26 protein-coding genes are annotated in these 23,051 nt (G+C 42.9%); 4 read left to right on the top strand and 22 right to left on the bottom strand.

What is annotated here, in order from left to right; translation table 11 throughout:
• Nucleotides 1–6 precede the first annotated feature (6 nt).
• The 17 genes from H6F92_RS05275 to H6F92_RS05200 all read right to left on the bottom strand — a co-directional run bounded on the left by H6F92_RS05275 (nt 7) and on the right by H6F92_RS05200 (nt 16,344).
• Nucleotides 7–642: a YybH family protein gene (locus tag H6F92_RS05275; protein WP_199308134.1), complete on the bottom strand. Its 636-nt coding sequence runs from the start codon at nt 640–642 to the stop codon at nt 7–9.
• Nucleotides 643–692: 50 nt separating this feature from the next.
• Nucleotides 693–2,222 carry a GH3 family acyl-acid amido synthetase gene (locus H6F92_RS05270; protein ID WP_190357029.1) on the bottom strand — a complete coding sequence of 510 codons (1,530 nt, stop codon included), beginning with the start codon at nt 2,220–2,222 and terminating at the stop codon, nt 693–695.
• Between the two features lie 2 nt (nt 2,223–2,224).
• On the bottom strand, nt 2,225–2,830 hold the full coding sequence (locus H6F92_RS05265; RefSeq protein WP_190357028.1) for an LbetaH domain-containing protein: 606 nt from the start codon (nt 2,828–2,830) through the stop codon (nt 2,225–2,227).
• Nucleotides 2,827–3,546 carry a sterol desaturase family protein gene (locus H6F92_RS05260; RefSeq protein ID WP_199308133.1) on the bottom strand — a complete coding sequence of 240 codons (720 nt, stop codon included), beginning with the start codon at nt 3,544–3,546 and terminating at the stop codon, nt 2,827–2,829. Before H6F92_RS05260 ends, H6F92_RS05265 begins: the two co-directional genes overlap by 4 nt.
• A gap of 38 nt (nt 3,547–3,584) precedes the next feature.
• Entirely contained in the window at nt 3,585–4,607 is a 1,023-nt protein-coding gene (locus tag H6F92_RS05255) for an aromatic ring-hydroxylating dioxygenase subunit alpha (protein ID WP_190357026.1), read from the bottom strand.
• Nucleotides 4,608–4,924: 317 nt separating this feature from the next.
• Complete coding sequence (locus tag H6F92_RS05250) at nt 4,925–5,212, bottom strand: 2Fe-2S iron-sulfur cluster-binding protein (RefSeq protein ID WP_045357798.1); 288 nt, start codon at nt 5,210–5,212, stop codon at nt 4,925–4,927.
• Nucleotides 5,213–5,299: 87 nt separating this feature from the next.
• A complete protein-coding gene (locus H6F92_RS05245) occupies nt 5,300–6,505 on the bottom strand; it encodes a P-aminobenzoate N-oxygenase AurF (protein WP_199308132.1) in 1,206 nt (401 codons plus the stop codon).
• A 7-nt stretch (nt 6,506–6,512) separates the two neighbouring features.
• Nucleotides 6,513–7,436: a ferritin-like domain-containing protein gene (locus H6F92_RS05240; RefSeq protein WP_190357025.1), complete on the bottom strand. Its 924-nt coding sequence runs from the start codon at nt 7,434–7,436 to the stop codon at nt 6,513–6,515.
• Entirely contained in the window at nt 7,420–8,505 is a 1,086-nt protein-coding gene (locus H6F92_RS05235) for an aromatic ring-hydroxylating dioxygenase subunit alpha (RefSeq protein ID WP_190357024.1), read from the bottom strand. Before H6F92_RS05235 ends, H6F92_RS05240 begins: the two co-directional genes overlap by 17 nt.
• A gap of 55 nt (nt 8,506–8,560) precedes the next feature.
• A complete protein-coding gene (locus H6F92_RS05230; protein WP_190357023.1) occupies nt 8,561–9,259 on the bottom strand; it encodes a hypothetical protein in 699 nt (232 codons plus the stop codon).
• A gap of 590 nt (nt 9,260–9,849) precedes the next feature.
• Nucleotides 9,850–10,857: a hypothetical protein gene (locus tag H6F92_RS05225; protein ID WP_190357022.1), complete on the bottom strand. Its 1,008-nt coding sequence runs from the start codon at nt 10,855–10,857 to the stop codon at nt 9,850–9,852.
• On the bottom strand, nt 10,799–12,253 hold the full coding sequence (locus H6F92_RS05220) for an AAA family ATPase (protein WP_190357021.1): 1,455 nt from the start codon (nt 12,251–12,253) through the stop codon (nt 10,799–10,801). Before H6F92_RS05220 ends, H6F92_RS05225 begins: the two co-directional genes overlap by 59 nt.
• 27 nt (nt 12,254–12,280) lie before the next feature.
• Complete coding sequence (locus tag H6F92_RS26485) at nt 12,281–12,415, bottom strand: hypothetical protein (protein WP_256378293.1); 135 nt, start codon at nt 12,413–12,415, stop codon at nt 12,281–12,283.
• 49 nt (nt 12,416–12,464) lie between these two features.
• A complete protein-coding gene (gene purB, locus H6F92_RS05215) occupies nt 12,465–13,760 on the bottom strand; it encodes an adenylosuccinate lyase (RefSeq protein WP_190357061.1) in 1,296 nt (431 codons plus the stop codon).
• 215 nt (nt 13,761–13,975) lie between these two features.
• Nucleotides 13,976–15,310 (bottom strand): FAD-binding oxidoreductase, encoded by a 1,335-nt coding sequence (locus H6F92_RS05210; protein ID WP_190357020.1) that lies wholly within the window; start codon nt 15,308–15,310, stop codon nt 13,976–13,978.
• Between the two features lie 297 nt (nt 15,311–15,607).
• Entirely contained in the window at nt 15,608–15,727 is a 120-nt protein-coding gene (locus tag H6F92_RS05205) for a photosystem II protein Y (RefSeq protein WP_002737284.1), read from the bottom strand.
• Nucleotides 15,728–15,792: 65 nt separating this feature from the next.
• Complete coding sequence (locus H6F92_RS05200) at nt 15,793–16,344, bottom strand: gamma carbonic anhydrase family protein (protein ID WP_002786047.1); 552 nt, start codon at nt 16,342–16,344, stop codon at nt 15,793–15,795.
• A gap of 108 nt (nt 16,345–16,452) precedes the next feature.
• On the opposite strand from H6F92_RS05200, the gene H6F92_RS05195 reads away from it, so the two are divergent.
• Together H6F92_RS05195 and H6F92_RS05190 are read left to right on the top strand one after the other, a co-directional pair.
• Complete coding sequence (locus H6F92_RS05195) at nt 16,453–16,968, top strand: TIGR02652 family protein (protein WP_043995535.1); 516 nt, start codon at nt 16,453–16,455, stop codon at nt 16,966–16,968.
• Between the two features lie 366 nt (nt 16,969–17,334).
• On the top strand, nt 17,335–17,769 hold the full coding sequence (locus tag H6F92_RS05190) for a VOC family protein (RefSeq protein WP_190357019.1): 435 nt from the start codon (nt 17,335–17,337) through the stop codon (nt 17,767–17,769).
• On the opposite strand, the gene H6F92_RS05185 is transcribed toward H6F92_RS05190, so the two are convergent.
• Entirely contained in the window at nt 17,766–18,434 is a 669-nt protein-coding gene (locus tag H6F92_RS05185; RefSeq protein WP_190357018.1) for a hypothetical protein, read from the bottom strand. The two genes, H6F92_RS05190 and H6F92_RS05185, sit on opposite strands and share 4 nt — an antisense overlap.
• Nucleotides 18,435–18,597: 163 nt before the next feature.
• Here H6F92_RS05185 and H6F92_RS05180 point away from each other — a divergent pair, with 163 nt between their 5' ends.
• A complete protein-coding gene (locus H6F92_RS05180; protein WP_190357017.1) occupies nt 18,598–19,299 on the top strand; it encodes a DUF3120 domain-containing protein in 702 nt (233 codons plus the stop codon).
• A gap of 84 nt (nt 19,300–19,383) precedes the next feature.
• On the top strand, nt 19,384–20,403 hold the full coding sequence (locus tag H6F92_RS05175) for an adenylate/guanylate cyclase domain-containing protein (protein WP_190357016.1): 1,020 nt from the start codon (nt 19,384–19,386) through the stop codon (nt 20,401–20,403).
• A gap of 171 nt (nt 20,404–20,574) precedes the next feature.
• On the opposite strand, the gene H6F92_RS05170 is transcribed toward H6F92_RS05175, so the two are convergent.
• From H6F92_RS05170 to rplL, 4 genes are all read right to left on the bottom strand, one after another.
• Complete coding sequence (locus H6F92_RS05170; protein WP_190357015.1) at nt 20,575–21,567, bottom strand: 30S ribosomal protein S1; 993 nt, start codon at nt 21,565–21,567, stop codon at nt 20,575–20,577.
• Nucleotides 21,568–21,799: 232 nt separating this feature from the next.
• Nucleotides 21,800–22,315: a transcriptional regulator NrdR gene (gene nrdR, locus H6F92_RS05165; protein ID WP_190357014.1), complete on the bottom strand. Its 516-nt coding sequence runs from the start codon at nt 22,313–22,315 to the stop codon at nt 21,800–21,802.
• 127 nt (nt 22,316–22,442) lie between these two features.
• Nucleotides 22,443–22,538 carry a photosystem II reaction center protein T gene (locus H6F92_RS05160; RefSeq protein ID WP_012267019.1) on the bottom strand — a complete coding sequence of 32 codons (96 nt, stop codon included), beginning with the start codon at nt 22,536–22,538 and terminating at the stop codon, nt 22,443–22,445.
• A 104-nt stretch (nt 22,539–22,642) separates the two neighbouring features.
• Complete coding sequence (gene rplL, locus H6F92_RS05155; protein WP_002781111.1) at nt 22,643–23,035, bottom strand: 50S ribosomal protein L7/L12; 393 nt, start codon at nt 23,033–23,035, stop codon at nt 22,643–22,645.
• Nucleotides 23,036–23,051: the final 16 nt, after the last annotated feature.

Genomic DNA, 23,051 nt, shown 5'->3' with positions numbered 1-23,051 from the left:
GAATTGCTATACTATTGTAGCTCGACGCTTAGTTCTACGATTTAATATTACCATGGTAGCTGCCCCCAGTAAAAAGCCGACTAACCCCGCTGCAACCCCTAGGGTTTTATTTAATTGTCGAGCAGCATTCAAGACTGGATTATCCAGCAGATTAGAGGAGAAATGCAATGATTGAATCATCCATTTGTCCTCTAATTTTTGTAATACCGCTGTCCAGCGCAAAGCCATATTAGCCGACTTACCATCCTTGAAAGAGAAAGTGGTTATTGCTCCCCCCGCCGCCACATCTATTTCTGGAGAAAGAAAGGTTCTGATGGTCTCCCCTTGCAGTTGCATTTTTATATTTTCAATCGTACTGGAAAACTGTTGATTCCAATACTTTTCAAACTCAGAGGTGGTGTGAAAAACTTGGTTATCAACTGTTGTGATGATGAACTGGGGGTGCAGATAGGGGTCAATTTTGGTAAAATTACGAGTGTTTAGGGCTTCTAAGGCAATTTCTCGGGTGCGAATAATTGCGTCGATGTCCCCCTGGCCGACATCTGCTAGAGCAGAGGAGGAGAAATTCCCAATTACTATGGCTAACAGAACAATACTAAGTAGTTGAGCCAATTTGTAGATGTTGGTAAATTTTTGTTTCATTATATTAAAAACTTTTTAAATTGGATGGCACTTAACGAAAATTTTTGCTGCTACTCAGGATTATACATTTTTCTGAGATCTCGTAAAAGTTGGGTGCTAAGGGGTGATGTGGCCAGCATTGGATGCTTGATACCCCCCCAAATACTTCCAGTGCGGATGTGATAGGAAACCAATAGTTCAGGGATTTGAGGGGAGATGAAAACTTCTGGCGGTTCAAGCTGACCAAGCCCCCGCGCCCTCCGATAATGATAAGACTCTGATAAGATACTATCTAGCTTTTGAGCAATCATGGCGGGGGTTTCTTCAGCCCTATCTAGCAAGAGAAGATAATGGGGTGGAGCGGCGGCTGGCACCAAGCTTTTAAAATTGGTTGCTGGTAAGTTCAACCTAGTCAGAGCATTATTGACAAAAGCTTCTGACAATTTTTCCCCGACTAAATCGCTCAAGCTTTGATATCTTCCCAGAAACTCTAAACAGGGAGTGTTTTGATAGTAGTGGGTGACGCGGACGCAATCGCCTATGCGATAACGATATAATCCCCCCTTTTGGGACAAAATGAGTCTGTATTCTTGACCAATGGTAAGTTCGGTTAAACTTAAGAGAACACCCTGGTTATCCTCGAACTCGAAAAACACTTCATCCAGAACTGGTACATATCCCCTCGCTTTAATCAAAGGGATGGTCATCGGTGCTTCTGTGGCTAATAACCCCTTTCCTTGAACTAATACCCCCGGAAACTGCGAGCGCAACCCTTGAGCTTGAACTGCTGCATTAGCACTATCCCAGCAAGAAATTAGTTTCAAGCTTGGCCATATTTGTGGCCAAGGAATAGGACTTTCGCTGAGTAGTTTTAGTCGATTAAGTGAAATTCGCTGCTGTAATTCTGCTTGCAATAACTGCTGATTCTCCTGAATATATTTTAAAAGGATTTGGAGAAAGGTGGGACTCCAAATGGAAATTATCTCCAATGCCTCAGCCTTGAGTAAAGCTAGGGCTAATTGATGCTTAAAAGCTGGGATATTATTCAAGTTATTAAGTTGTTCGGGCAGCAATAACCAAGGACGCAAAAAATAGCGCAACCAGCCATCTAAATAATCTAAATCATTCTGTAGGTTTTGACTATCAGCTGCATTTAATCTTGGTGAAATACAAGCGTAAATCTTTCCTGTAGAAAAGTCAGGTCCGTTCACGATTAAATCATAGGCCCAGACACAGAACATCTGGTTAAATGAGCGGCGCAAAGATTGAGTATAAGGAATCAATTTCATCGCCCCGCTACTACCAGAGGTTTTCTCAAAAAATAGAATGGGTTCAGGAGTCAGGGAAATTTGTTGATATTTATGATGTTGAACTGTTGGCTTTAACCAAGGGATGATATCTTCATAATCTACTAGGGGAACTCGCCACCAATCTTTTATTGAATTAATTCCCAATGCTCGACCGTAGGCACTCTTGATGAGACGAGCAACGATTTCTCTGTGTACCAGTTTCTGGGCTAACTCTGGGCGTTTCAATGCTTGCTGAAACCGCTGGGCATTGGGGGCAAGTATTTTTCCAAATAGCTGAATAATTGGAGGCATTATTATATCCTTTGATTGGGATAGAGGTCAGTGGCTAAAGTTAAGAATGTACCATCACTAAGAACTACTCCAGGAGCTAGATGGGAGCCAGCCCCAATGAAGACATTATTACCAATTTTAACTTTTTTGACATATAACATTAAATCAGCTTTCCGAGGCTTGATGATATGAGAATAAATTCCGACACGATGACCGATAACCACCCGGTCGCCAATTTCTAAAAAACCGCGATCACTAATTTCTAGGGCTGGGGTCCAGTAAACATCTTTCCCCACTTTTGCCCCCCATAATCGCAACCACCATGAAAACAGCCCCGGAATCAACCTTAATAGTGTTTCTAACACTGGAATGGCAATATAAATCACCTGGATTTGATGGCTACCCCACCAAGGACTATATTCTTTCATCTGTAGATAACTAATCCCCTCTCGTACAGGATAAAAATATTCATGTAAGCGATAAACCAACGGCGGGAACCCATAGATAGACAGCAACACAGCTAGGAGGCTAAACATACTAGGTAAAGCCAGAAAGTAAAATATTGCCGCTCCAGTCAGCAACAAAATAAAGGCAGGAAAGAATGAAATGACTCTACCGAAAATAGTCATAGGAATGGGAAAAAAAGTTTTTGCATCAAGTTTAGTGAAGTAGTAATCCCTAGGGCAGAAGGGGATTCTTGACATTGATAATAGGTTCCATGGAACTTATCCCAAATTTTCAGGTTAGCCCCATAGTTATAGTCCCTCGTTTCTCTACCATGATGCCAGGCATGATCCTCTGGTAAGATTAACCAAGGGGAGAGAAGTTTAGCCCAGCAGCTATTAGGGGCGATTAGCAAGCGGCTATGCCGCCATAAATCTAGGGCAGATGTCAAACTAACTCCTAATAAATAGCCTGTGGGTTTAGCTAATAAATATAAAAATAATGGGTTTATCCATAAATAAATAATTAACAAACTTGTCCAGATGGTGTTTCTAGAAGTTCCGAACACATCCATTTGATTAACGGTATGATGGACTTGATGAACTGGCCAAAATAATTTAAGGTGTAACAGACGATGATTCCAGTAGTATAAATAATCAACCATAACAAAGCTAAGGATAAAGGAGGGAATTAGTGATAGTTTAAGACAGCCTTGATAATCAGTTGTCAAATGCTGGCAAAGCTCAGAAAACAACAGAGCTTGTAGTAAGGGCATAAAAATTCCTTGAATTGCTAATCCGCTGCCATCTAGTAGCCAATCTTGACAAGTTTTAGTTTGGAGATGACTGCGGGAGGACTTATGGCTAATCGTCCAAGCAATTAAAATAATAAAGCTGCTCAAAGTTATCAATTGTAAGTAATTTTTTTCTAGCATTGACCTTAAACCCAAAAGTTAACTTCAACGGTTTTATTGGGCAATAATCGCGGATCTTCCCCCCGACCAATTGCCCCTCTAATTGACTCTACGAAAAGGTGAATTGTATCCGCAGGAGTAGGGAAAAATTCTGTGCCGTATTTAGCGATAGCTTCTCCTTGAACCCCTAAAATTTTCACATCTTGGCGAATGATATGTTGAGCAGTCCAGCCCACAAAGGGAAGTGCTAATTTATTCCAGATGCCATAATTATAGGTAATATCCGTGTAAACCAAAGTTGAATTATGGGTTTCGGGGATAGATTGACTGGTAATAAATAAATGGCGATTACCTCCCATTTGATATTCCACGCAGGTAATATTAGGCATAAAAAAGAGATCGCTATGTTTAATCCCTGTGCCTTTAAAATTAAGAAAATATCTGTACCATCCCAAATTACTACTTTCGTGGTGATACTCCACTAAAACTGCACCATTACAGCGTTTAACAGTCATCCCTAACTTTTTTTGTCGGGAGGAGCGAAAAATACCCTGATGAACAAAAGCGGTATGGGGAATATCAATAAAGTTCTCGGCGCAGTTGGTAACATCGTTAGCAAAACGATTAATTACCCGTACTGTTTCCCAGCCGGGCTGTCCGTAGTGAGGCATAGGAAAAGGTTCAAAGTCAACCCTTGGGGTTGCAGCCAACCGGACATAGACATAACCATCTCGTTCCTTGACGGCATAACATTTCCCTCGACAACCAGGAGGAGATTTAAAGCTATGTCCTTGAGCAGGGACAGCAATAACATGGCCATTCCCATCATAGAGCCAACCGTGGTAGGGACATTGCAAGATACCACGATTGACTTTACCCTCTGACAAACGACTGTTACGATGTAAACAGCGATCCTGCAACGCTACTGGTTCTCCATTACTGCCACGAAATATCGCCAGCCATTCTCCTAAAACAGTGCGTGCTAATACTTGGTTAGCCTTTAAATGTTTGCTGAGGGATACAATATACCAGAAATCCTGAAATTGCATAGCAGACTCTCAAAACCGACCCTTAATAAAGATTTGCGGCTACATTCCGCCCGTCCTGGCCCAGCCCCCTGTCAAATTTTCCAATTAACCTATCATCCCACAATTTACCTACCCGAAACAAGATCTCCCCCCCAACACTGTTCAGATAAGAGAAATGGTGAAGTGGCCGAGAGGGGACGGGGGAAACCAAAAGCCTTGCTAATTCCATCCCCTCTCCACACCCTTCCTCGTGTTAAGTTTGTGACACTAACTGAACAGTATTGGATATCCCCCCAACTTTCCCCGGCTACCATAGCGCATTCCCATTTCGCCCTTGTCTATTTTAGGACTACCATCTCGATATCACCTGTAAGCTCAAGCTGACAGGCCAACCGCACCTGCGGATAATGGGGAGCTAAATTCTCCAATATTTCCCGTTCCTCGGGTTGGGGAGGGGGGATATCGCCAACGACTTCCACCAAACAGGTACCACAAATACCAGTCCGACAGCCAAATAAAACAGGGGAATTATGAACCGTCAAATGTTCAGATAAATTCTCATGGCATGGCAAAATAATGGCGGCAAAATCAGTAGACGGAAAAGATATTCTACACAAATCAGTCATAACAGCTAACCAATTTAGGCTCTCTCGTTCTTTGTGTGATCTCGCGTAGCGAGCGCGTTGCGACCAGTTTAACTTATATAGAAGCGATTAATCTTTGTGTCCTTTGTGTCTTTGTGGTTTGTTCCACTCGCTTGTCAGCGAACTGTATCTTAGACGATATTTAAACCTTTGTAATTCTCGCGTTTGAATTGCCAAGTATCCAGAGATACAATTAGATGCCATCAGGGACATTTCCCGATTGCACGGCCAAAGATAATCCAGCTTTTCCACATATACCTTATAGGATGCCATGGCTTCTTGATGGGTTAAAAAACTACGGTGTAAACCCTCTGACTCTTGAGTAAAACAACAATCCATCATTTCCTGCGCCTCCCCTTGACCCAGGCCAAAAATAGGCGATCGCAGTAGATAATAAATTTTCTCATATAACGCAGGATCGTACCAAAAAATTCCATTAATTGCCACAGAAAAGTGAAAATGATCCCGCTGACATCCCCAGAGTCCTAAATTGGCAACCAATCGCTCAAAAGCAGTTGGCGGTGTCAAGCAGTTAATAACATCGTGGGAGATAATTGTCGAACTATTGAAGTGGAAGCTTTCATCTAGAAAGTGACAATGGGAAACCTGAGCAGGGATAGGAGCAGATTCTTGAGGGCAATATCTCTGATAATAATTGCTGAGTTTATGTTGGACTATTTTCCCATTTAGAGTCCGCACCCCTCGCACTGTAAAATACTGACAGGCCAAGAAGGTATTATTGGCAGAAATCAGTCCAAAATATTGCAGTTGAAGTTTTTTCCACCATGTTTTAAGGGTATTGGTTTCAGCATAGACCATCGTTTCCGTAAAAGGTCCGCGCATTGGGTAAGTGAAGATAAGTTTTCCGAATAGCGATTGTTCGGTCTGCTTGGCAATAGTACGAAAGGCCTTAATATGCGCCCGTTCTTGGGATGACTCTAAGTCCAACGTATCGCAGATTAAACGAAAATCTTCATGGGCATAAAGTCCTGCCGCGCTGGTCTGATTGAAAAAGATAGTAGCAATTTCAGCCGAGACGATTTGTGAGTAATAAGCTACCCAATAAAGTTGGTTTAAAATAAGGCGCTGATGGGGACTAGACTGCTCCCATAAAGGAGTCCCGTAGAGCAAAGAAAATTCCTCTGGATTCCAATATTCATTCTGACAATCTTCATAGCGAAAGCTGGCAGCTACTTCATCCATTAAAGCAGTATGGTCTTGCTGTTTATTCCGATTGTAATTAATTTGCAGTTTGCCTTGAATACGTTTTTCCATATCTAATTTAATTACCAGCAGATTGAAGAACACATTTATGGGCAGGAATAGGTTGAAAAGCACCCCTTTCTTCTAAAGCTTGAAAGATGGCATATGCTGATTTTATATTCATTAGCGATCGCAGCAGTTTCAACCTAATACCACTATGGGTTTCCGTATCTAGCTCCTCGAGAATTTTGACTTTTTGAGATCGGGTTAAATGACCTTTTACTTGCTCAATTCCTGCCAGTACGTTTTGGGGTCCCATTTGAACCATAAATAAAAATTGTGCTAATATATCAATAATTGTCGCCTGACTGGAGCCAGCAACTGAAATCTGTTTAAATAAAGCATTGCCCGTGCTATGATGGCGAGATTCAGCCTCTAAAAAGCCCGAAAAAATCTCTGCTAATTGAGGATGGCGACATTCCTTCGCCAAACGTCGATAGTGGCTCAAACCCCAACCTTCTAACACCACTTGTAGCACAAAGAGCAATACCGTTTTATCCGAGCTTTCAGCCACTTCTGACAGTAGGCAGAGAAACGGATTGTTTGTATTAGTCATTTCCCGCCGCAGTAAAAAATTGCTTATCTGGTTAAGGTGGATGGCTTCATCAGCAGCAAACAGCCCATAGAGCATTCGTTCCTCAACGGTTTCTGCTAACAACACCATTTTGGCCATGTAGCCAACGCCTGCCTTCTCAATAAAATAGGATTCTTCTAGTAGGCCGCCGCCGACTAGCTCCAAAATAGCAGATTGCTCATCCACGGGAGATTGTTCAAAAACTTTGACTCGATGTAAATTGAAAAATTCAGCATCCCAATAATTTAAGTTCTGAGAAAGAACATAATTGTTCTGCCGAGGCAATGCCGCTGTTAGTATCCGGTGTAAATGGTCAGGGGAATTATGGTGCGGTAGGTCAAAACCGGCGATTTTACCTGGGAATTTCATTTTTTTCCGTTTCCATCAATGGGGGTTCAGAGTAAGACGAGGCCGGCGTTTGAGGCATGGGATGACTGACAGCCTTCCAAGTTCCCCAGGTTAAGGCTTGCTGGCGATTGACCTGCTCAATGAATTGCAGGATAGAACTATCTGCTTTGGTGGGAGTTCGCAAATCAAACCGAATTGTTTGAAATACTTGGGTATCTCCCCCGGCGAAGTAATTACCAACCTGCTGGGTCAACCATAGCAAAACGCGATTCATAATCCATCCCGATAATCCAGTCCGTTGGGAAGTTACCAGAATTGTTTGTCCTTCGGTTTTTCCTCCTGCAAGCATTCGCAGGGCAAAGATAATGTAAAAGTGCAGAAAATCTGGCCCTAGGGTCACAGTTCCGCTGCTCCCATACCAGTAACACATACTATAAGTAACTTCGTTGCGGTAGAGAGGACGAATCAGGCGAATTAACCAAGAATCCTCCCCTCCTCGGGTAGTGTTGTTGAAGATAATAGCGTTAGGGTTCAGTTCTTGAGAAGAGAAGATAATTTTTACGGGTAGGTGATGTACTGTATTGAAATGATGAGCATCAATTGCGTTAATAAGTAATACATTAGGGTGGCAATTTTTGAAAAAGTGAGTTCCCAATGTATAATCACAGTTGACATTTTCTAACTCTGGTAGGTATGGTAAAGGGCTTGGCTTATCTTCTCCCACCCAAACCCAAATCATTCCGTATTTTTCTGCTGTCTGCCAAGTTTTAATAGTCACCGGTAGAGGTTTTTCTTGGGAAGGAATATCTACACACATTCCCCGCTCATTATATTTCCAATTATGAAAAAAGCAGCGAATTCCATCACCTTCTACTTTCCCCTCTGCTAAATGGGCCCCCATATGGGGACAATAGGCATCTACCGCCATCACCCGACCGCTTTCTCCCCGATAAATTGCCAAACTTCTACCCAACAAAGTTAGAGCTTTTACCTGGCCAAATTTTAACTTTCTGGATGGTAATGCCCAGTACCATCCTTGGATAAATTGCTCAGGATTGTTAAAATTTGAGAAGGAGTGTTCAGACAGCATAAATATAACCTGACAGAGGCAGTTCTAACGAGAAAAAGGAGTTACAATAATAAGATCAAGGCCACATCCGCCTTCCAGCCGCCGTGAGATTATCATAGCAGATTTCAGTCAAACAGACTAACTCATCTCCCTGTTGATAGCCGGGGTTTTTTTTTTGAAAAAACTGAACGTGGGGGTTAGCCTGTCTTCCCACCGGTATTTCCCCTAATCCCTCCCGGAGAATTTGAGGGTGTTGGAAGCGGACGATACCAGTTGCTTCTTGGTAAGAATTTCCATAGTATTCTTTAGCCAGACTTGCCATTAGATTGGTAATACTAGGAGGGGTTTCAACATTATAACGGGGATAGAAATCTTGCCAAAAAGTAGGGAGAAAGCGATAAGTACGAAACCCAGAACAGATTAACAGCCAGTATAGCTTATTGGCAGCATATTGTCGGTGCACAAAAGTGACAGCAGCAATCCAGCTACGCGGTAACGAGGTACTCGACCAAGCACTTGGATCAACGATGGTATCACCTGAGTATACCACACCGATCTGTTCTCCTAAATAAGTTTGCTGAGAGAACATAAGAGTCGAAAATCCCTTCAGGGCATTGCTAGTTTCATCTCTTAACAATAAAACCCAGTTTTTGCGCTCTAGATCAATTTGAAACCCATCCCAAGTTACACCTTTAAAGTAATTTTTAAATAGTAGATACATGGCGGTGCGATCGCTTAGTTCCAAATTTTGAACACCTAGCAAAAGACTTTTCATGATTGAACACCTCAACTTTACTGCTTGGAGCATAACCTACATCTTGCCAGTAAATCCAAGAGAGCCGTCAAAGTTCGGACTCCCAGCCAGAATCAGCGCCCTACAACTTGATCGAGGTTGCGGGGTAATCACACATTGAATGAACTGTAAGTAGAGAGGCACAATTATTTGTAGGATGGGTTAGCGGTAGCTTAACATGAGCTGGATCATTGTCGTGGGAACTTTTTGCTTTGTGGAAGGATAGCTTTCTGTTTCACAGGTAATTTTAGGCGATTCCGTTCGCCCTTGTTGTGGGGTGAAACAATTAGAAAGCATAACAACAAATGCCAAGGGGAAATAGCGCCAGAAAACATTCATCGCGGTTGTCGCAAGCGAGAAGTATATGCTGCGATTATATCATAATCGGTAAGGTGCGTTCCCCCTCGTTGCAGCAGGGAACGCACCCGACAAAATCGGCTGCATCGGAGCGCTCGGATTCGGCAACAGTAGTGGTCGCTTCGGTTCCTTAGACAACCGCACCAAAACCTCAAGTTTGTCAAGTTTATTGCGGAGCCATTTATATATAGATTTCTCTACACCACTTTTTTATGCTAACTATTGATTAGGCGACTTACCATCTCTACCATTCCATATATGTTTAAATTTTTAATCTCTTCCTGAATTTGATCGATTAAACTTTGAGACCTGCTTAGGAATAAAATACCATCCAAACAAATCATCTGTAGGAGAATTAGCCAAAACCTCACTGTTACATTATCAAAACGCAAGTTCCTTTGAGAATCATCACTACAGTAAGCCAATTGAACTTTCGTTCCCCACGGATCGGTTAATAGGGTGATCCAGTCTTGATCGCTCGACACCTGATAATCTATATAGATGCCTTGTCTATCTTTGGTGGGAGTGAATTTACATGAATAATAGTTATCCTGTTTACGTTTGTCCGATGCTTGTCTAGCCAACAATTTTTCGATTAACAAACAATCGGATTCTTTATGTTGCTCGTCGTGAATATAATTTATTTTGCTTAAATCCGCTTGACTGTAAGTCTTGGAAACATAAGGATAAAGCTCCGCTTTAAAATTATACTGAATAGGTAAAATAATAAATCCTTTCTGCGCTTCCTTGTTGATCGCCTCTAGAGGAATATTGGCATTATAGGGAGTTAATAGGATAGCTTGTAATTTATATTTGAGTTTACTGGTGACATGATCGGCAATTTCTTGTTTTAAAATATCTCTAAAAGTTGTAATTTGTTCGATACCTGTACTCGTGGAATTTTTATTAGTTCCCTTCATCTCGATAATCGTCAGCAGAAGTAAGCCATTCTGAATAAAAAGAGATAAATAATCAGGTCTTTTCTGATTTTGATCTCTAACGAGAGGATCCTTCTGACGATCAGTTTTAAATAAAATACAAACGGAATCTTTTTTTGGCTTGGTAATCCGAAAGCTGACACCGCTTTCGGGTGGAGCGATCCGATCGGGTACGGTACAGAAAATAAGCAAATTTTCTAAAAAGTTAAATTTCTGCCAATCGAGTTTATTCTTCTTCTGAGGAACATCCTTCTTCGGTTTCTTGGTTTTGTTGTCCTGCTTCATAAATTGCAAAAAACTTTTGTTGAATATCAACTGATACATCGCTGAGAGTATCCCAACGAATACCGTATTCAGGGTCGTGTAAAGAAAGTAATTGATTATTTTTCATTTCATAGGCGCTAACCTGTTCCATTTTAAGAAAAGCTCGGCTATCTTGCAGATAAAGCAATTTAGCTTGTTCGGCTAAAAGTTCTGGATTTTGGTGATTACCATTAACAATATTGTTAAGATGAGCCATCAAATAGGGGCTATGAGTCGTCAATAAAATTCTAACTCCTAAATTTACTAAAATCGCTAAAGATTCTAACAATTTTACCTGAGATTCTGGATGTAAGTTCATTTCAGGCTCATCGATCACCAGAAAATCCCCCGATTTTGCTCGATAGCGTAAATAGAGTAAAAGCGGTGCTAATTGTTTAATAGACGAGGAAGCATTATAAAGATCGATTTCTAAACTTCTTTTTACCGAAACTTTAATTTCTCTGCCTCCGATTTTAGTCTTTTTAAAGATTGTTTTATTGTTATTTTGAATATACTTTTCAATTTGATCAGCTAATTTTTGAAAATCATTTTTGTTTTTGGCAATGGGATCGGGCTTATTTTCTAGTTCTATGTCAGTTAAAAAATCTAAAAAATCCTCTACTGGTTGAGGATAGCGAATATCTCCCTGTTCTTTCAGTAACTCTAACTGCTTATCTCGATTAATAAGTCCTTGTATCAATGGCTCTCGATTAATACGTCCTCGTATCAATCGCTCTCTCTGATTCTCTTTAAGTAGCTTATATCTTCTATTGGCCAGCATTTTATAGGTATTTATAAAAGCGTTTCTTTCGGCGGGTAAAGGAAGTATGTCAGAAAATTTTCCGACGGTACTAATAAAAGTACCAATAACTATCCTGCTAAGAAAATCAGTATGTTCTTCGTTGCGTTTTTCCCAATAAAATAAAATCTCACTATTGTTATCACTTCGCTCGATTTTCTCGATTCCAAGTATTGTATCCGCTAAAACTTCTTCTATAGCTCTTTTAATATCATCTTCAGAAATTTTGATTTCGATACTGAATTTTGTTTTTTCAAAAATTTTACCGCTAGAATCTTGGAAAAAAGATTGTAGTTTTATCCCGCTAAATCTAGATGCGTAACTTTGAATAACTTCGGATATAACATCATAAAAACGTCGGTCTATTTTTAAAGACCAATGATCGGCTTGAGTTGTAAATTCTATTTTTTCTAAAATTTCATCATAAAAATTAAGGCTGACAAGCTGATATAACCCATAAATCGAGTAGGCGATATAAGTTTTATTAGAATTATTCGGGCCAATAATAACGGTTAGAGGCCGAAGATCCACTTCTGCCTCTTTAATACTACCTAAATTCAAGAGTTTGATTTTCATCATAAAAACGAACACTCCGAATACAGACCCTTATTTTACCCGATTCGTACTCGCTTGCGCCGATTCTTTAGTTTTATCTTCAAACGCGACCTTGATCGAGAAACGAATAGCGATCGCTTTCTGAGAAAAAATTGATCGCCAACCGACAATCCAAAACGCTGTCATTACCTTTCTAAAGCAACAAGCTAGTGGTTAGCTGATCACTGAAAGCTCCTTAAATATCTAACCTTTGGTAGATGCTATTAAGGTGATTTAGGTGCTGCTGGGGATCAAAGCAACTTTCGATCTCGTCGGGGGATAAAATGCCGGTAACTCGCTCATCTTGGCTGATAAAAGCTTTAAAATTGCCGTTATCGGTGTTCCAAGCGCGATGGGCATTTTCTTGGACGATTTTATAGGCAGATTCCCGGCTAATTCCCTTACTCACCAAAGTTAAAAGAACTCTTTGACTGAAAATCACGCCACCGTAAACATTCATATTTCGCTTCATGTTTTCGGGATACACCAGCAGATTTTTGACTAAATCGGTGATTTCCTTGAGCATAAAGTGGGTCAAAATGCAAACATCCGGCAGCATCACCCGTTCTACGGAACTATGGGAAATATCTCTTTCGTGCCAGAGGGCGATATTTTCTAAAGCGGAAACGCTATGACTACGGATAATTCTCGCCATTCCCGTTAAGCGTTCTGAACGGATGGGATTACGTTTATGGGGCATAGCGGAGGAGCCTTTTTGTCCTTTGGAAAAGTATTCTTCCACTTCTAGGACATCGGTTCTTTGCAGGTTGCGAATCTCCACGGCAAAACGTTCGATCGAAGCCGCTAATAAGGCTAATTGTTGCACATAATCGGCGTGTCGATCGCGCGAGATAACTTGAGTGGAAGCGGTATCCGGTTCTAATCCTAACTTCTGACAGGTTAACGCCTCAATTTTCGGATCAATATTGGCATAGGTTCCCACTGCACCGGATATTTTACCGATGGCGATGTCTTGGCGCAAGCGAATTAAACGATCGCGTCCTCGCAGCACTTCCGCTAACCATCCCGCTAGTTTAAAGCCAAAGGTGATCGGTTCGGCGTGAATGCCGTGGGAACGTCCCACCATGACTGTATAACGGTGTTCTTGGGCGCGATAGCGCAGGGCTTGAATAAAATCTTCTAATTGTTCTAAAATCAGGTTTAAACTGGCGACTAATTGTAAGGACAGGGCGGTATCTAATACATCAGAACTGGTTAAACCCCAATGAATATAACGTCCCGGCTCGCCCACATATTCGTTAACATTTGTTAAAAAGGCGATGACATCGTGGCGCACTTCTGCTTCTATTTCTAAAATGCGATCGGGATCAAAATTAGCCTTTGCCTTAATTTCTGCCACTGCATCCGCGGGAATATAGCCTAATTCTGCTTGCGCTTCACAGACGGCTATCTCTACCTCTAGCCATGTTTGATATTTATATCTATCCGTCCACAAATTCCCCATTGCAGGGAGAGTATAACGCTCGATCACTATTAATTCTTCCAAGACAACCGTTTAATTGTATCGGATCGGGGTAAGTCTGGGAATAGGCAGGGGGCAGCGGGGAGTTTTGTTTTCCCCACTCCCTTTTCACCGGTTAGTGTTTTAGGTTCGATCCCCCCTTAATCCCCCCTTGATAAGGGGGGCATCTAATAGTTTTTAACGCCTACCTACTCATCTTGTTTAATTTAGCTTGAATCGAATCCCTACCCCCTTGCTTCAACCCATGCTCGCATTTTACCCGGATTGTTCAATCCGTAGGGATCGACGAGTTGTTTAAATTCTAGTTGCAGGGGATTAATCTGTCTGCTGCCGCCATCTTCCATGATATAAGTGTGAGGATTGGCAATGGCTGCCCCCTGTTGTTCATAGATAGCAATAATCTCATTTAATCGAGTTTCTGTGGTAAATTCTAGCAAGGGAAGACCGGCGGGAATAACTTTACCTTGAAATCTCAAAAATTCTAGGTGCATCATTATTTCCTCCCCAAAATAATTATAGAGTTTCTCCACCGTGGCTAGATTAAAATAAAAAGCCTGTAGATAAGTTATTTTGGGGTTACAACTACGCGCATGGAGAGTGGTATGATTCCAAGTAAATTCTAAGATACTGTTGCCTTTTTGGGTTTCTTCTGGCGTTTTATAGTAAGTAAGTTCACCATTATATTCTTGAATTAAAGACTCTAATGCAACTCGATCGCTGTCCGATACTATTAACAAAACTGCCGCTTTTCCTGTGGGTAAATAATCCTTAAGAGCAGTAAAATAAGCGGGAATTGGCCAAGAGTGAACACTAACCATTTTCTTGACAATGCCATCACTATCACTGAGAGCTTGACCAAATTTAGCGGCGGTGAGAAAATCGGCAAAAGTAACGATAAATTCTGCCCAAGGATAACAGGGAGCGAGGGCTATTTCTAACTCGGTAATAATGCCATTGGTTCCGTAGGCATGATTGACTTTTTCTACCTCATCCCCCCGTAGTTCGATAATTTTTGGTTCCGCTTCTAGGGTGACTAATTGCACTGCTTGCAGATTGCCTCTATCCTTCAATTGTCCATAATTAATTGAACCCATGCCCACACTGCCACCCCCGATAAAACCGCCAATTGTCGCCGTCCGATAGGTAGAGGGAGCCATTCTTAATTCCCAACCGATTGCGCGAGCTTGTTTATCAAAAAAAGCCATTTTTACCCCCGCTTCTACCCGGGCTGTACCCGGTTCGATCGAGATAATTTTTGTTAGTTTCGTTGTGTCTAAAATTACTCCGCCCTGCAAGGGAACACATTGACCATAATTACCTGTACCCGCACCTCTAACTGTTAAAGGAATTTGGTATTTAACGCAGGTTTTAGCGATGTCAATAACTTCTTGGCTATTGTGGGGACGAATGACTAAATCAGCCCGTTTATCTTGCAGTTGTGCCTCTAAAATGGGACTAAAATGATAATAATCTAAGGAAAGTTTCGCCACTTGCCCCGGATCGGTGATAATTTCTAGATGGGAAAGCTCTTGAATGAGATTTTGACAATTAGATTTCATGGTTAGGTATTAGTGTAAAATTAGTTTCCTAGTCGAGATGACAATTCAGTTATCAGTTATCAGTTATCAGTTATCATTCATAATTCATAATTCATAATTCCCCCATTTCCCCATCATCTTACACCCTACACCCTACACCCTACACCCTACACCCATCACCCTACACCCTACACCCCACACCCTACACCCCACACCCTACACCCTACACCCCACACCCCAATCAGCGATCGCCAGATAAGGAAAAATTAAAAACCGATCGCCTAGGCGGTCGGTTTTACTAAGAATTATAAACTTTTATTAACTTTGTTTGCTGAGAAACTGTTGAGCTTGTCTAATAGCGGCAGCGCCGATATTGAAGAAAGCCCAGCCACCAGCAATAAGCAAAGGGGTTAAAACGATTAACACTCTCCAGTCCATAGATTTCCTTCTCCTCGATCGGTGCTTAAAAGATTGTTACTTGATTCTCATTTTATATTTATACCCTAAACCGCCCCTTTTGGGAATCCGGTATCAGTACCTTTTCCCCCATGAACGAGGGCAAGTTTAGCATAGCGCTCGGCGTGTTCGATCAACTCTTGAGCCTCCTGTGGCGACACTTCCCGGACGCGTTTAGCGGGAATGCCCACCACTAAAGATCGCGGTGGTATATCTTTTGTCACAATACTACCCGCCCCGACAATACTACCCGCCCCGACGCGCACACCATCGAGAATCACTGCCCCAATGCCGATTAAACAACCGCGTTCAATATGGGCTGCGTGAATTACCGCCCGGTGTCCGATGGTAACGTAATCCTCAAGGATAGTAATTTTGCCCGGATCTCCGTGTAGGATCGCCCCATCTTGGATATTAGTATAAGCCCCAATTTCGATGCGTTCCACGTCGGCACGCAATACCGCCCCATACCAAACACTTACCCCCACAGCTAGGGAAATATCCCCCATTACCGTGGCATTGGGGGCAATAAAAGCCGCTTGACTGACATCAACAAGGGGCCAGAAATTAGAAGTTGATCTTAAGTTATCTAAAGACATGGAAGGATCTGCACTAAAGTCGAAAGAGAATACCCGTCCAATTTGGTTGGGTATAATATGGGTAGGATTATTGGTACAAAGATAGCAATTTTTAGTTTAGGTTCTCCCATGATCAATGCAAGTTTACAATACCCTGTTTTTGGCCCCGATATCCATTGTCCTCACTGTCGGCAGCTAATCCCCGCCCTCACTTTGACGGATACCTATTTGTGTCCGCGCCATGGGGCTTTTGAAGCCGATCCCAAAACGGGTGAGTTGGTTCACTTGCAGTCAGGACGGCATTGGCGACTCTGGAATGGTGAGTGGTATCGTCAACACACTCACCCGGATGGTATTCGTTTTGAGATTCACGAAGCACTCGATCGCCTCTATACTCAAGGATTTAAAGCGACTAAAGTGATTATTGCCAACCGTTATCGCGATTTAGTTAGTTCCTACCTAGAACGTAACACTACTTGGCGCGGTAATGAACCGGGTGAAGCCATTATTCCCCGTCTCTACGGTTTACCAGTAGAATTTAGCCCCGATGCCCCCGATGAACCCTGTTGGGATGTAATTAACTTTGATCTGGAAAAAGAACCAGGTGTTCCCAAACGTTACCCCTATTTTCGTCTTTTTGATTAATCAGTTATCAGTTATCAGTTATCAGTTATCAGTTATCAGTTATCAGTTATCAGTTATCAGTTATCAGTTATCAGTGAATAATCTCACTTAATAAACTCGGCTCTTCGGGAATTGTTATGCAATGGACGAGGTGATAAGGGATGAAACCATTATAGAGAAAGACATTGCTGCGGTTTTTGGTAATCAATTAAGTCTCTTGCCAGATAAGGATTTAGTCGATTTATACCACCCGATCAAATCATACCAAGTAACGAAGAAACATAAACTGACAACCTCAAAACTGAATCGGGAGGCAGATCGATGAAGGATTGCTTGTCAACCCCGAATTCTCACTGATTACTGATCACTGATTACTGATCACTGAAAATGCACCATGCTTCTATTCGTACCGCCAATATCCATCGGGCGATCGCTTTTTATCAACTTCTCGGTTTTACCCTCGAGGAAAGATTCACTACGGGTTATACTTTGGCCTGTTGGCTAACCGGGTTAAACGGACGCATCGAATTAATCCAAATTCCCCAACCGAAACCCGCACCCGATGCCTTTGGTGATCAGCATTATGTCGGTTATTATCACTTGTCTTTTGACCTAACAGAAAATGTCAGCAGTTTACCAGAATGGTTAGAAAAATTAACAAATAACTTTCAGCAAGCCCATCAAGAGGATGCCGATCTATATCAACCTTTAAACATTCTTTTGCCACCTCAACAACAGATGATCGGCGCTCATGTCTATGAAGTCACTTTTATTGCCGATACAGACGGTTTACCCCTGGAATTTATCCGTCGTTTAACCTAAAAAGATTGTCCCACTTCTAAGACTTTTATTTTGCCGTTGCGAGACAAAATAACCTGTTGATTACCAACTTCCACTAAAGTCCAACCGTTGATAAATTCCCCCGGAGAAATACGAGTAGTTATGCCCTTATTATCAAATAAAGCTGAAGATTGATCGCCTAAATCCATCACCCCCACCAGGGTATTTTTCACCTGATTATTGGTAGGAATAAGCACTGCCACCGGCGGTTTCACCTCGGGGGCAGCCGGTAATGGTGGCGCAGAAATATCGGGATTTGGGGGTGGAACCGGGACAATTTTGGCAGTGGTTTTAGGGGGTTGGGGATAAACGGGAACGTAAATTCTTTCTATTACCCTAGGAGTATTATTAACCGGTAAATTAGCGGGTGGTGGTGGTGGAACCGTGGCTACCGGAGAAGGGTTATTTTTAGGAGAAGGATAAGGATCGGGGGATGAAGTTGCACCTTGGCGATCGATAATAGTCAGAGATGATTGCAGATAGGCGATAAACTTTTGATCTTCCGGGGAAATCGTGCCATTTTGAGAGACAGGGGCATTTTTTTGACTGATGAGCCATGCCACCACCCAACCTAGATAGACGCAAGCAATGACAAAAATAACTTTATCTAGGGGTATTCTGGGATTTTCCTCATGGCCCGCTGCCATATTTTCTGCACTCCTCGATCGCTGCTGTCGTTTCGATTTTAACAGGATAGCGCATCGCCAAAAACAATTTTTTAATTGCTCAAAATGCCCCTAGGGGGGATATAGTAGAGAAAGAATGATGTATCTTAATATAAGTAAAGTTTTGTAACAATTCTGAAATCCTTTGCTCAACTCTACCCTCGTCCCCAGCAATCCCGATCGCCTGAAACCCCTAGTCCCCAACTGGGAAAAATGTCAATCCGTCTTTTGGACAGCAGCATTTCTGGTATCAGTCCCCGTGTTCGTGCAAGCGCCCCTAGTGCGCTACTATCCCGAAATTAGCCTAGGTTTAACCATTTTCTGGGTGGGGTTAGGGATTTGGCTGCTCAAACAGGCAAAAATCAGTCTTTGGGGGGATTTACTTTTGGGCTTTAGTTGGAGTTGGTTAGCCGGTTCTCTGTACTGGGGTTGGTGGCGTTGGGAACCCTTGATCCACATTCCCATGGAAGCGATCGGGCTGCCCTTTGTTCTCTGGGGATTATACAAAGGTCGCGGCAAAGTGGGCAATCTTTTCTATCTCGGTTCTTTGTTAGGAACCGCCATCACCGACTTATATTTCTATCTAACGGGACTAATTCCCTACTGGCGACAATTAATGACCGTGGAACTAGACCCCAACCTAGTGTCGCCGATATTTGATAACGCCTTGGCCCAAATTCAGACCCCCTGGGGCATCAGTTGGGCGATCGTGCTGCTCAACCTGCTTTTAGCGATCGGTATCTATCCTTTGCAAAAACGGGTGTGTCATTGGTGGGCATTTAGCGGAGCCGTATTGAGTACAATTTTAGTCGATGGTTTATTTTGGATTACCGCTTCTCTGGCCTAATGGTTTTCCTAGCTCATTTCCATTTCTGGTCAATAGAATAAACTATATAGTTAGCACCCCCTGTCTATCGCTGCTCATACACCCGTGGCTCTACTAGGAAAAAATCCCTATTTACTACTCCATACCAAGAAGGGACAACGTTTTTTCCCTCTCGTGGGCAGATCTTACTGGACAATCGGACGGGGCAAAGATAACGATATCATGATTAAAGATCACTGTATCTCTCGTAATCACGCTATTTTACAATGCACGGAAACAGGAGATTTTTATCTGATCGATCTGGGTAGTCGCAATGGAACTTTTGTCAATGGCAGAAGGGTAGCCATTCCGGTGACTATCCATAACAAGGATCAGATTACCTTTGGCAAAACCGAAGTGCAGTTCTATCGTCCTACTCCCACTAATGTGGGCAAGCAACCGCACCATTTAGAATGGGATACCCCCACCTCCACCGTCCATGAACGGCGCTTAACATCGGTGATAGTGGTGGATATACGAAATTTTACGGCTTTAACGAGGCAATTAGACGAAAAAGTGCTTTCTTCTCTGATTGGCAATTGGTTTCGCCATGCCGGGAGTATTATCCGCAGTTCCGGCAGTTGGGTAGATAAATATATCGGTGATGCGATCATGGCCATCTGGTTTCACGGCCAACAGGAAGTCAGTCAAGACGATATCCTGCAAATTTTCCAAGCAATTAGGCAACTACAGAAAATGACCAGCGCCTTAAGCGAACAATATCCCTTACCCTTCAAATTACGCATCGGTGCGGCAGTGAATACTGGTTATGCCATGGTGGGCAATACTGGCAGCGGTGAACATCCAGATTATACGGCGATCGGCGATACAGTCAACGCCGCTTTTCGTTTAGAGTCGGCTACTAAAGAAATGGATAGGGATTTAGCCATCGGAGCAACTACCTACAGTTATCTCATCGGTTTACCCCATCTCCACCAAGCTTTTGAGCAACATACCGTCAGTCTGAAAGGATACGACGATAAAACTATTACCTACGGAACCACTTTCGATGACTTGGATCGTTTCCTCGATGTCAATATTAGTGAGGGGATGACCGGAATTACAGGATTTATCGGCAGTGTCTGAAGATTGAATAAACAGGGAGTTGGGAGACGTTTCAGTGTTGCCAAAGGCACGGCGTAGCCGTCCAGTAAACAGTAATCAGTGAAAAGACAGTAGGAAACTTCTATTTAATACTGTACACTTAAAACTCAAATCTGATAACTGATAACTGATAACTGATAACTGATAACTGACTTACTCCTCGGCGGCAGCGAGAACTAAATCTTCCTCCTCCAAGGCGGGGGGAACTTCGATTTCTTCCACTACTTCCGAGACGGTCCGGCCTTCCGCTTCCGCTAGACGTTTTTCTCGGTATTTAATCGCCATTTCTTCCGCTTTTTCAAACACTAAGGGGCGATTTTTTAGCATATCTCCCGGTTCGGGTTCTAATTGTTTAGTCGAGAGGGAAATGCGACCTCTTTCGGCATCGAGATCGATAATCATCACTTTTAACTCATCATTGACATTGAAAACCGTGTGGGGGGTGTCAATGTGATCGTGAGAGATTTCGGAAATATGCAGTAAACCACTGACTCCACCAATATCGATGAAAGCACCGTAGGGCTTGATTCCGCGCACGGAACCGATTACCACCTGTCCCACGGCTAAACCGTTCATCTTGCGTTCCACTAAAGCGCGACGATGACTTAAAACCAGACGGTTGCGATCCTCATCCACTTCTAAAAACTTTAAGGGCAATTCCTGACCGACTAAATCCTCTTTCGCTTCTCTGGTGCTAATGTGAGAACCGGGGATAAAGCCGCGGAGACCTTCAATCCTGACTAATGCCCCACCACGGTTAGTGGCAAAAACATTTGATCGCACGGTAGCATCTTCTTTTTGCAATTGACGCACCCGTTCCCAAGCGCGCATATATTCAATGCGACGGATCGACAGGGTTAGCTGTCCATCTTCATTCTCGTCGGTAAGAATGAAAAATTCCCTGGTTTCGTTGGGTTGTAAAACTTCTTCGGGATTATCGACACGGTTGATCGACATCTCCTGCACGGGGATAAAAGCGGCGGTTTTAGCACCGATATCGATAAGCGCTCCCCGGGGTTCCATGCTGAAAACAGTCCCGGCGACAACATCTCCCGGACTGAAATGATAATCGTATTTGTCTAGAAGGGCGGCAAAATCTTCATGGGTAAAGCCTATGTTTTTGTTTGCGGTTTTTTGGGTGGTCATGTACGTTGTTTGGGCCTCGGAATTTCCGTAGGTTTTTCCTCCTATGTGATGTACAGTTTCTAAATAAAGGAGATGCCTCCCAATTTAGTTCCTAGGCAGGGCCTAGGGGATGAACTGCCGCATCCGGCTTTCTTGCAGGCAATCCGCCTCAAGAATGACTCTTAAGAATCTAACCAGAGCTTGGGCTTTAAATAGCACAAGGGATCCTAATTATAACTGAATCGGGGACTATTTAAGATGAGGTGATCACGCTGGCTTCTTCCACTTGAGACCAAGAAGGATGAGCGCGTTCGATTTCGGAGGATTGCAGCAGCGCTAAAGCGGCGATAAAGTCTCTAATTCCCTGAAAATTGCCGTAAACCGAAGCAAAGCGCACATAGGCTACTTCCGATTCTTGCCGGAGGTATTCTAGGACTAATTGACCGATCTCCTGACTTGTTACCTCCCGTTTTGAGTCTTGCTGCAGACGGGATTCGATATCATTGACGATCGCCTCTAATCTTGAGGGGGTAATGCCGGTTTTTTCGCAGGCGCGGACGATACCGCGCAGCAGTTTGCAGCGATCAAAAGATTCCCGTTTACCATCTTTTTTAATCACCGTGATCGGCACGAATTCTATGCGCTCGTAGGTGGTGAAGCGATATTTACACTGTAAGCATTCACGACGACGACGAATGCTCTGACCGTTTTCGGAGGAACGGGACTCTAAAACGCGACTATCGGTATGCTGACAATTAGGGCATTGCATAGGAGGCGCTCGGTGAGGGGAACCTTTAATTTAAGCCTTTAAATACGAAAACCAGAGCCGCTAACCTGCTTTTGACAAGCGGGCGGCTCAGGGAAGAAAATTATTAACCTAAACGGAGTTAAGAAATTTACTTTTGAATCCGGGGAGGTTCCCGGAAGGCGATGGCGAAGAAAATTACCGACAAAGCCATAGTTAAAACTAAAATGTAAGCGACGCTTTCCATGGTTGGACATCCTACAAGACTGCTATAACAATCCTATAGTATCAGGAAATGAGCTTTTCGGCTTGTCTGGGGATGTAATCTACATCCCCAGAATCAGTGGCGATCTATTTAACGCTAACTTTTGCCCCGGCATCTTCCAGTTTTTTCTTGACGGCGGCGGCATCATCTTTGTTAGTGCCTTCTTTAACCGCTTTGGGAGCGGCTTCTACCAGGTCTTTCGCTTCTTTGAGTCCTAAACCGGTCAATTCGCGCACTACCTTGAGGATAGCAATTTTCTTGTCGGCGGGAACTTCTTCGAGAACGACGTTAAATTCGGTTTGTTCTTCCACAGCTTCAGCAGCAGCCGCAGGAGCAGCTCCGGGGGCAGCCATAATTATGCCACCAGTGGGAGCGGCGGCACTAACTCCGAAGGTTTCTTCGATACCTTTGACTAATTCCGCAGCTTCTAAGAGGGTCAGGGTTTTGAGTTTTTCTAAGATTTCAGCTACAGCAGACATGGGTTAGACTCCTAAT

The sequence above is a fragment of the Microcystis wesenbergii FACHB-1317 genome, from assembly GCF_014696875.1.
Lineage (GTDB): Bacteria > Cyanobacteriota > Cyanobacteriia > Cyanobacteriales > Microcystaceae > Microcystis > Microcystis wesenbergii_A.
The sequence above is the reverse complement of the archived record's forward strand: the minus strand, read 5'-3'. Positions and strand labels throughout refer to the sequence as shown.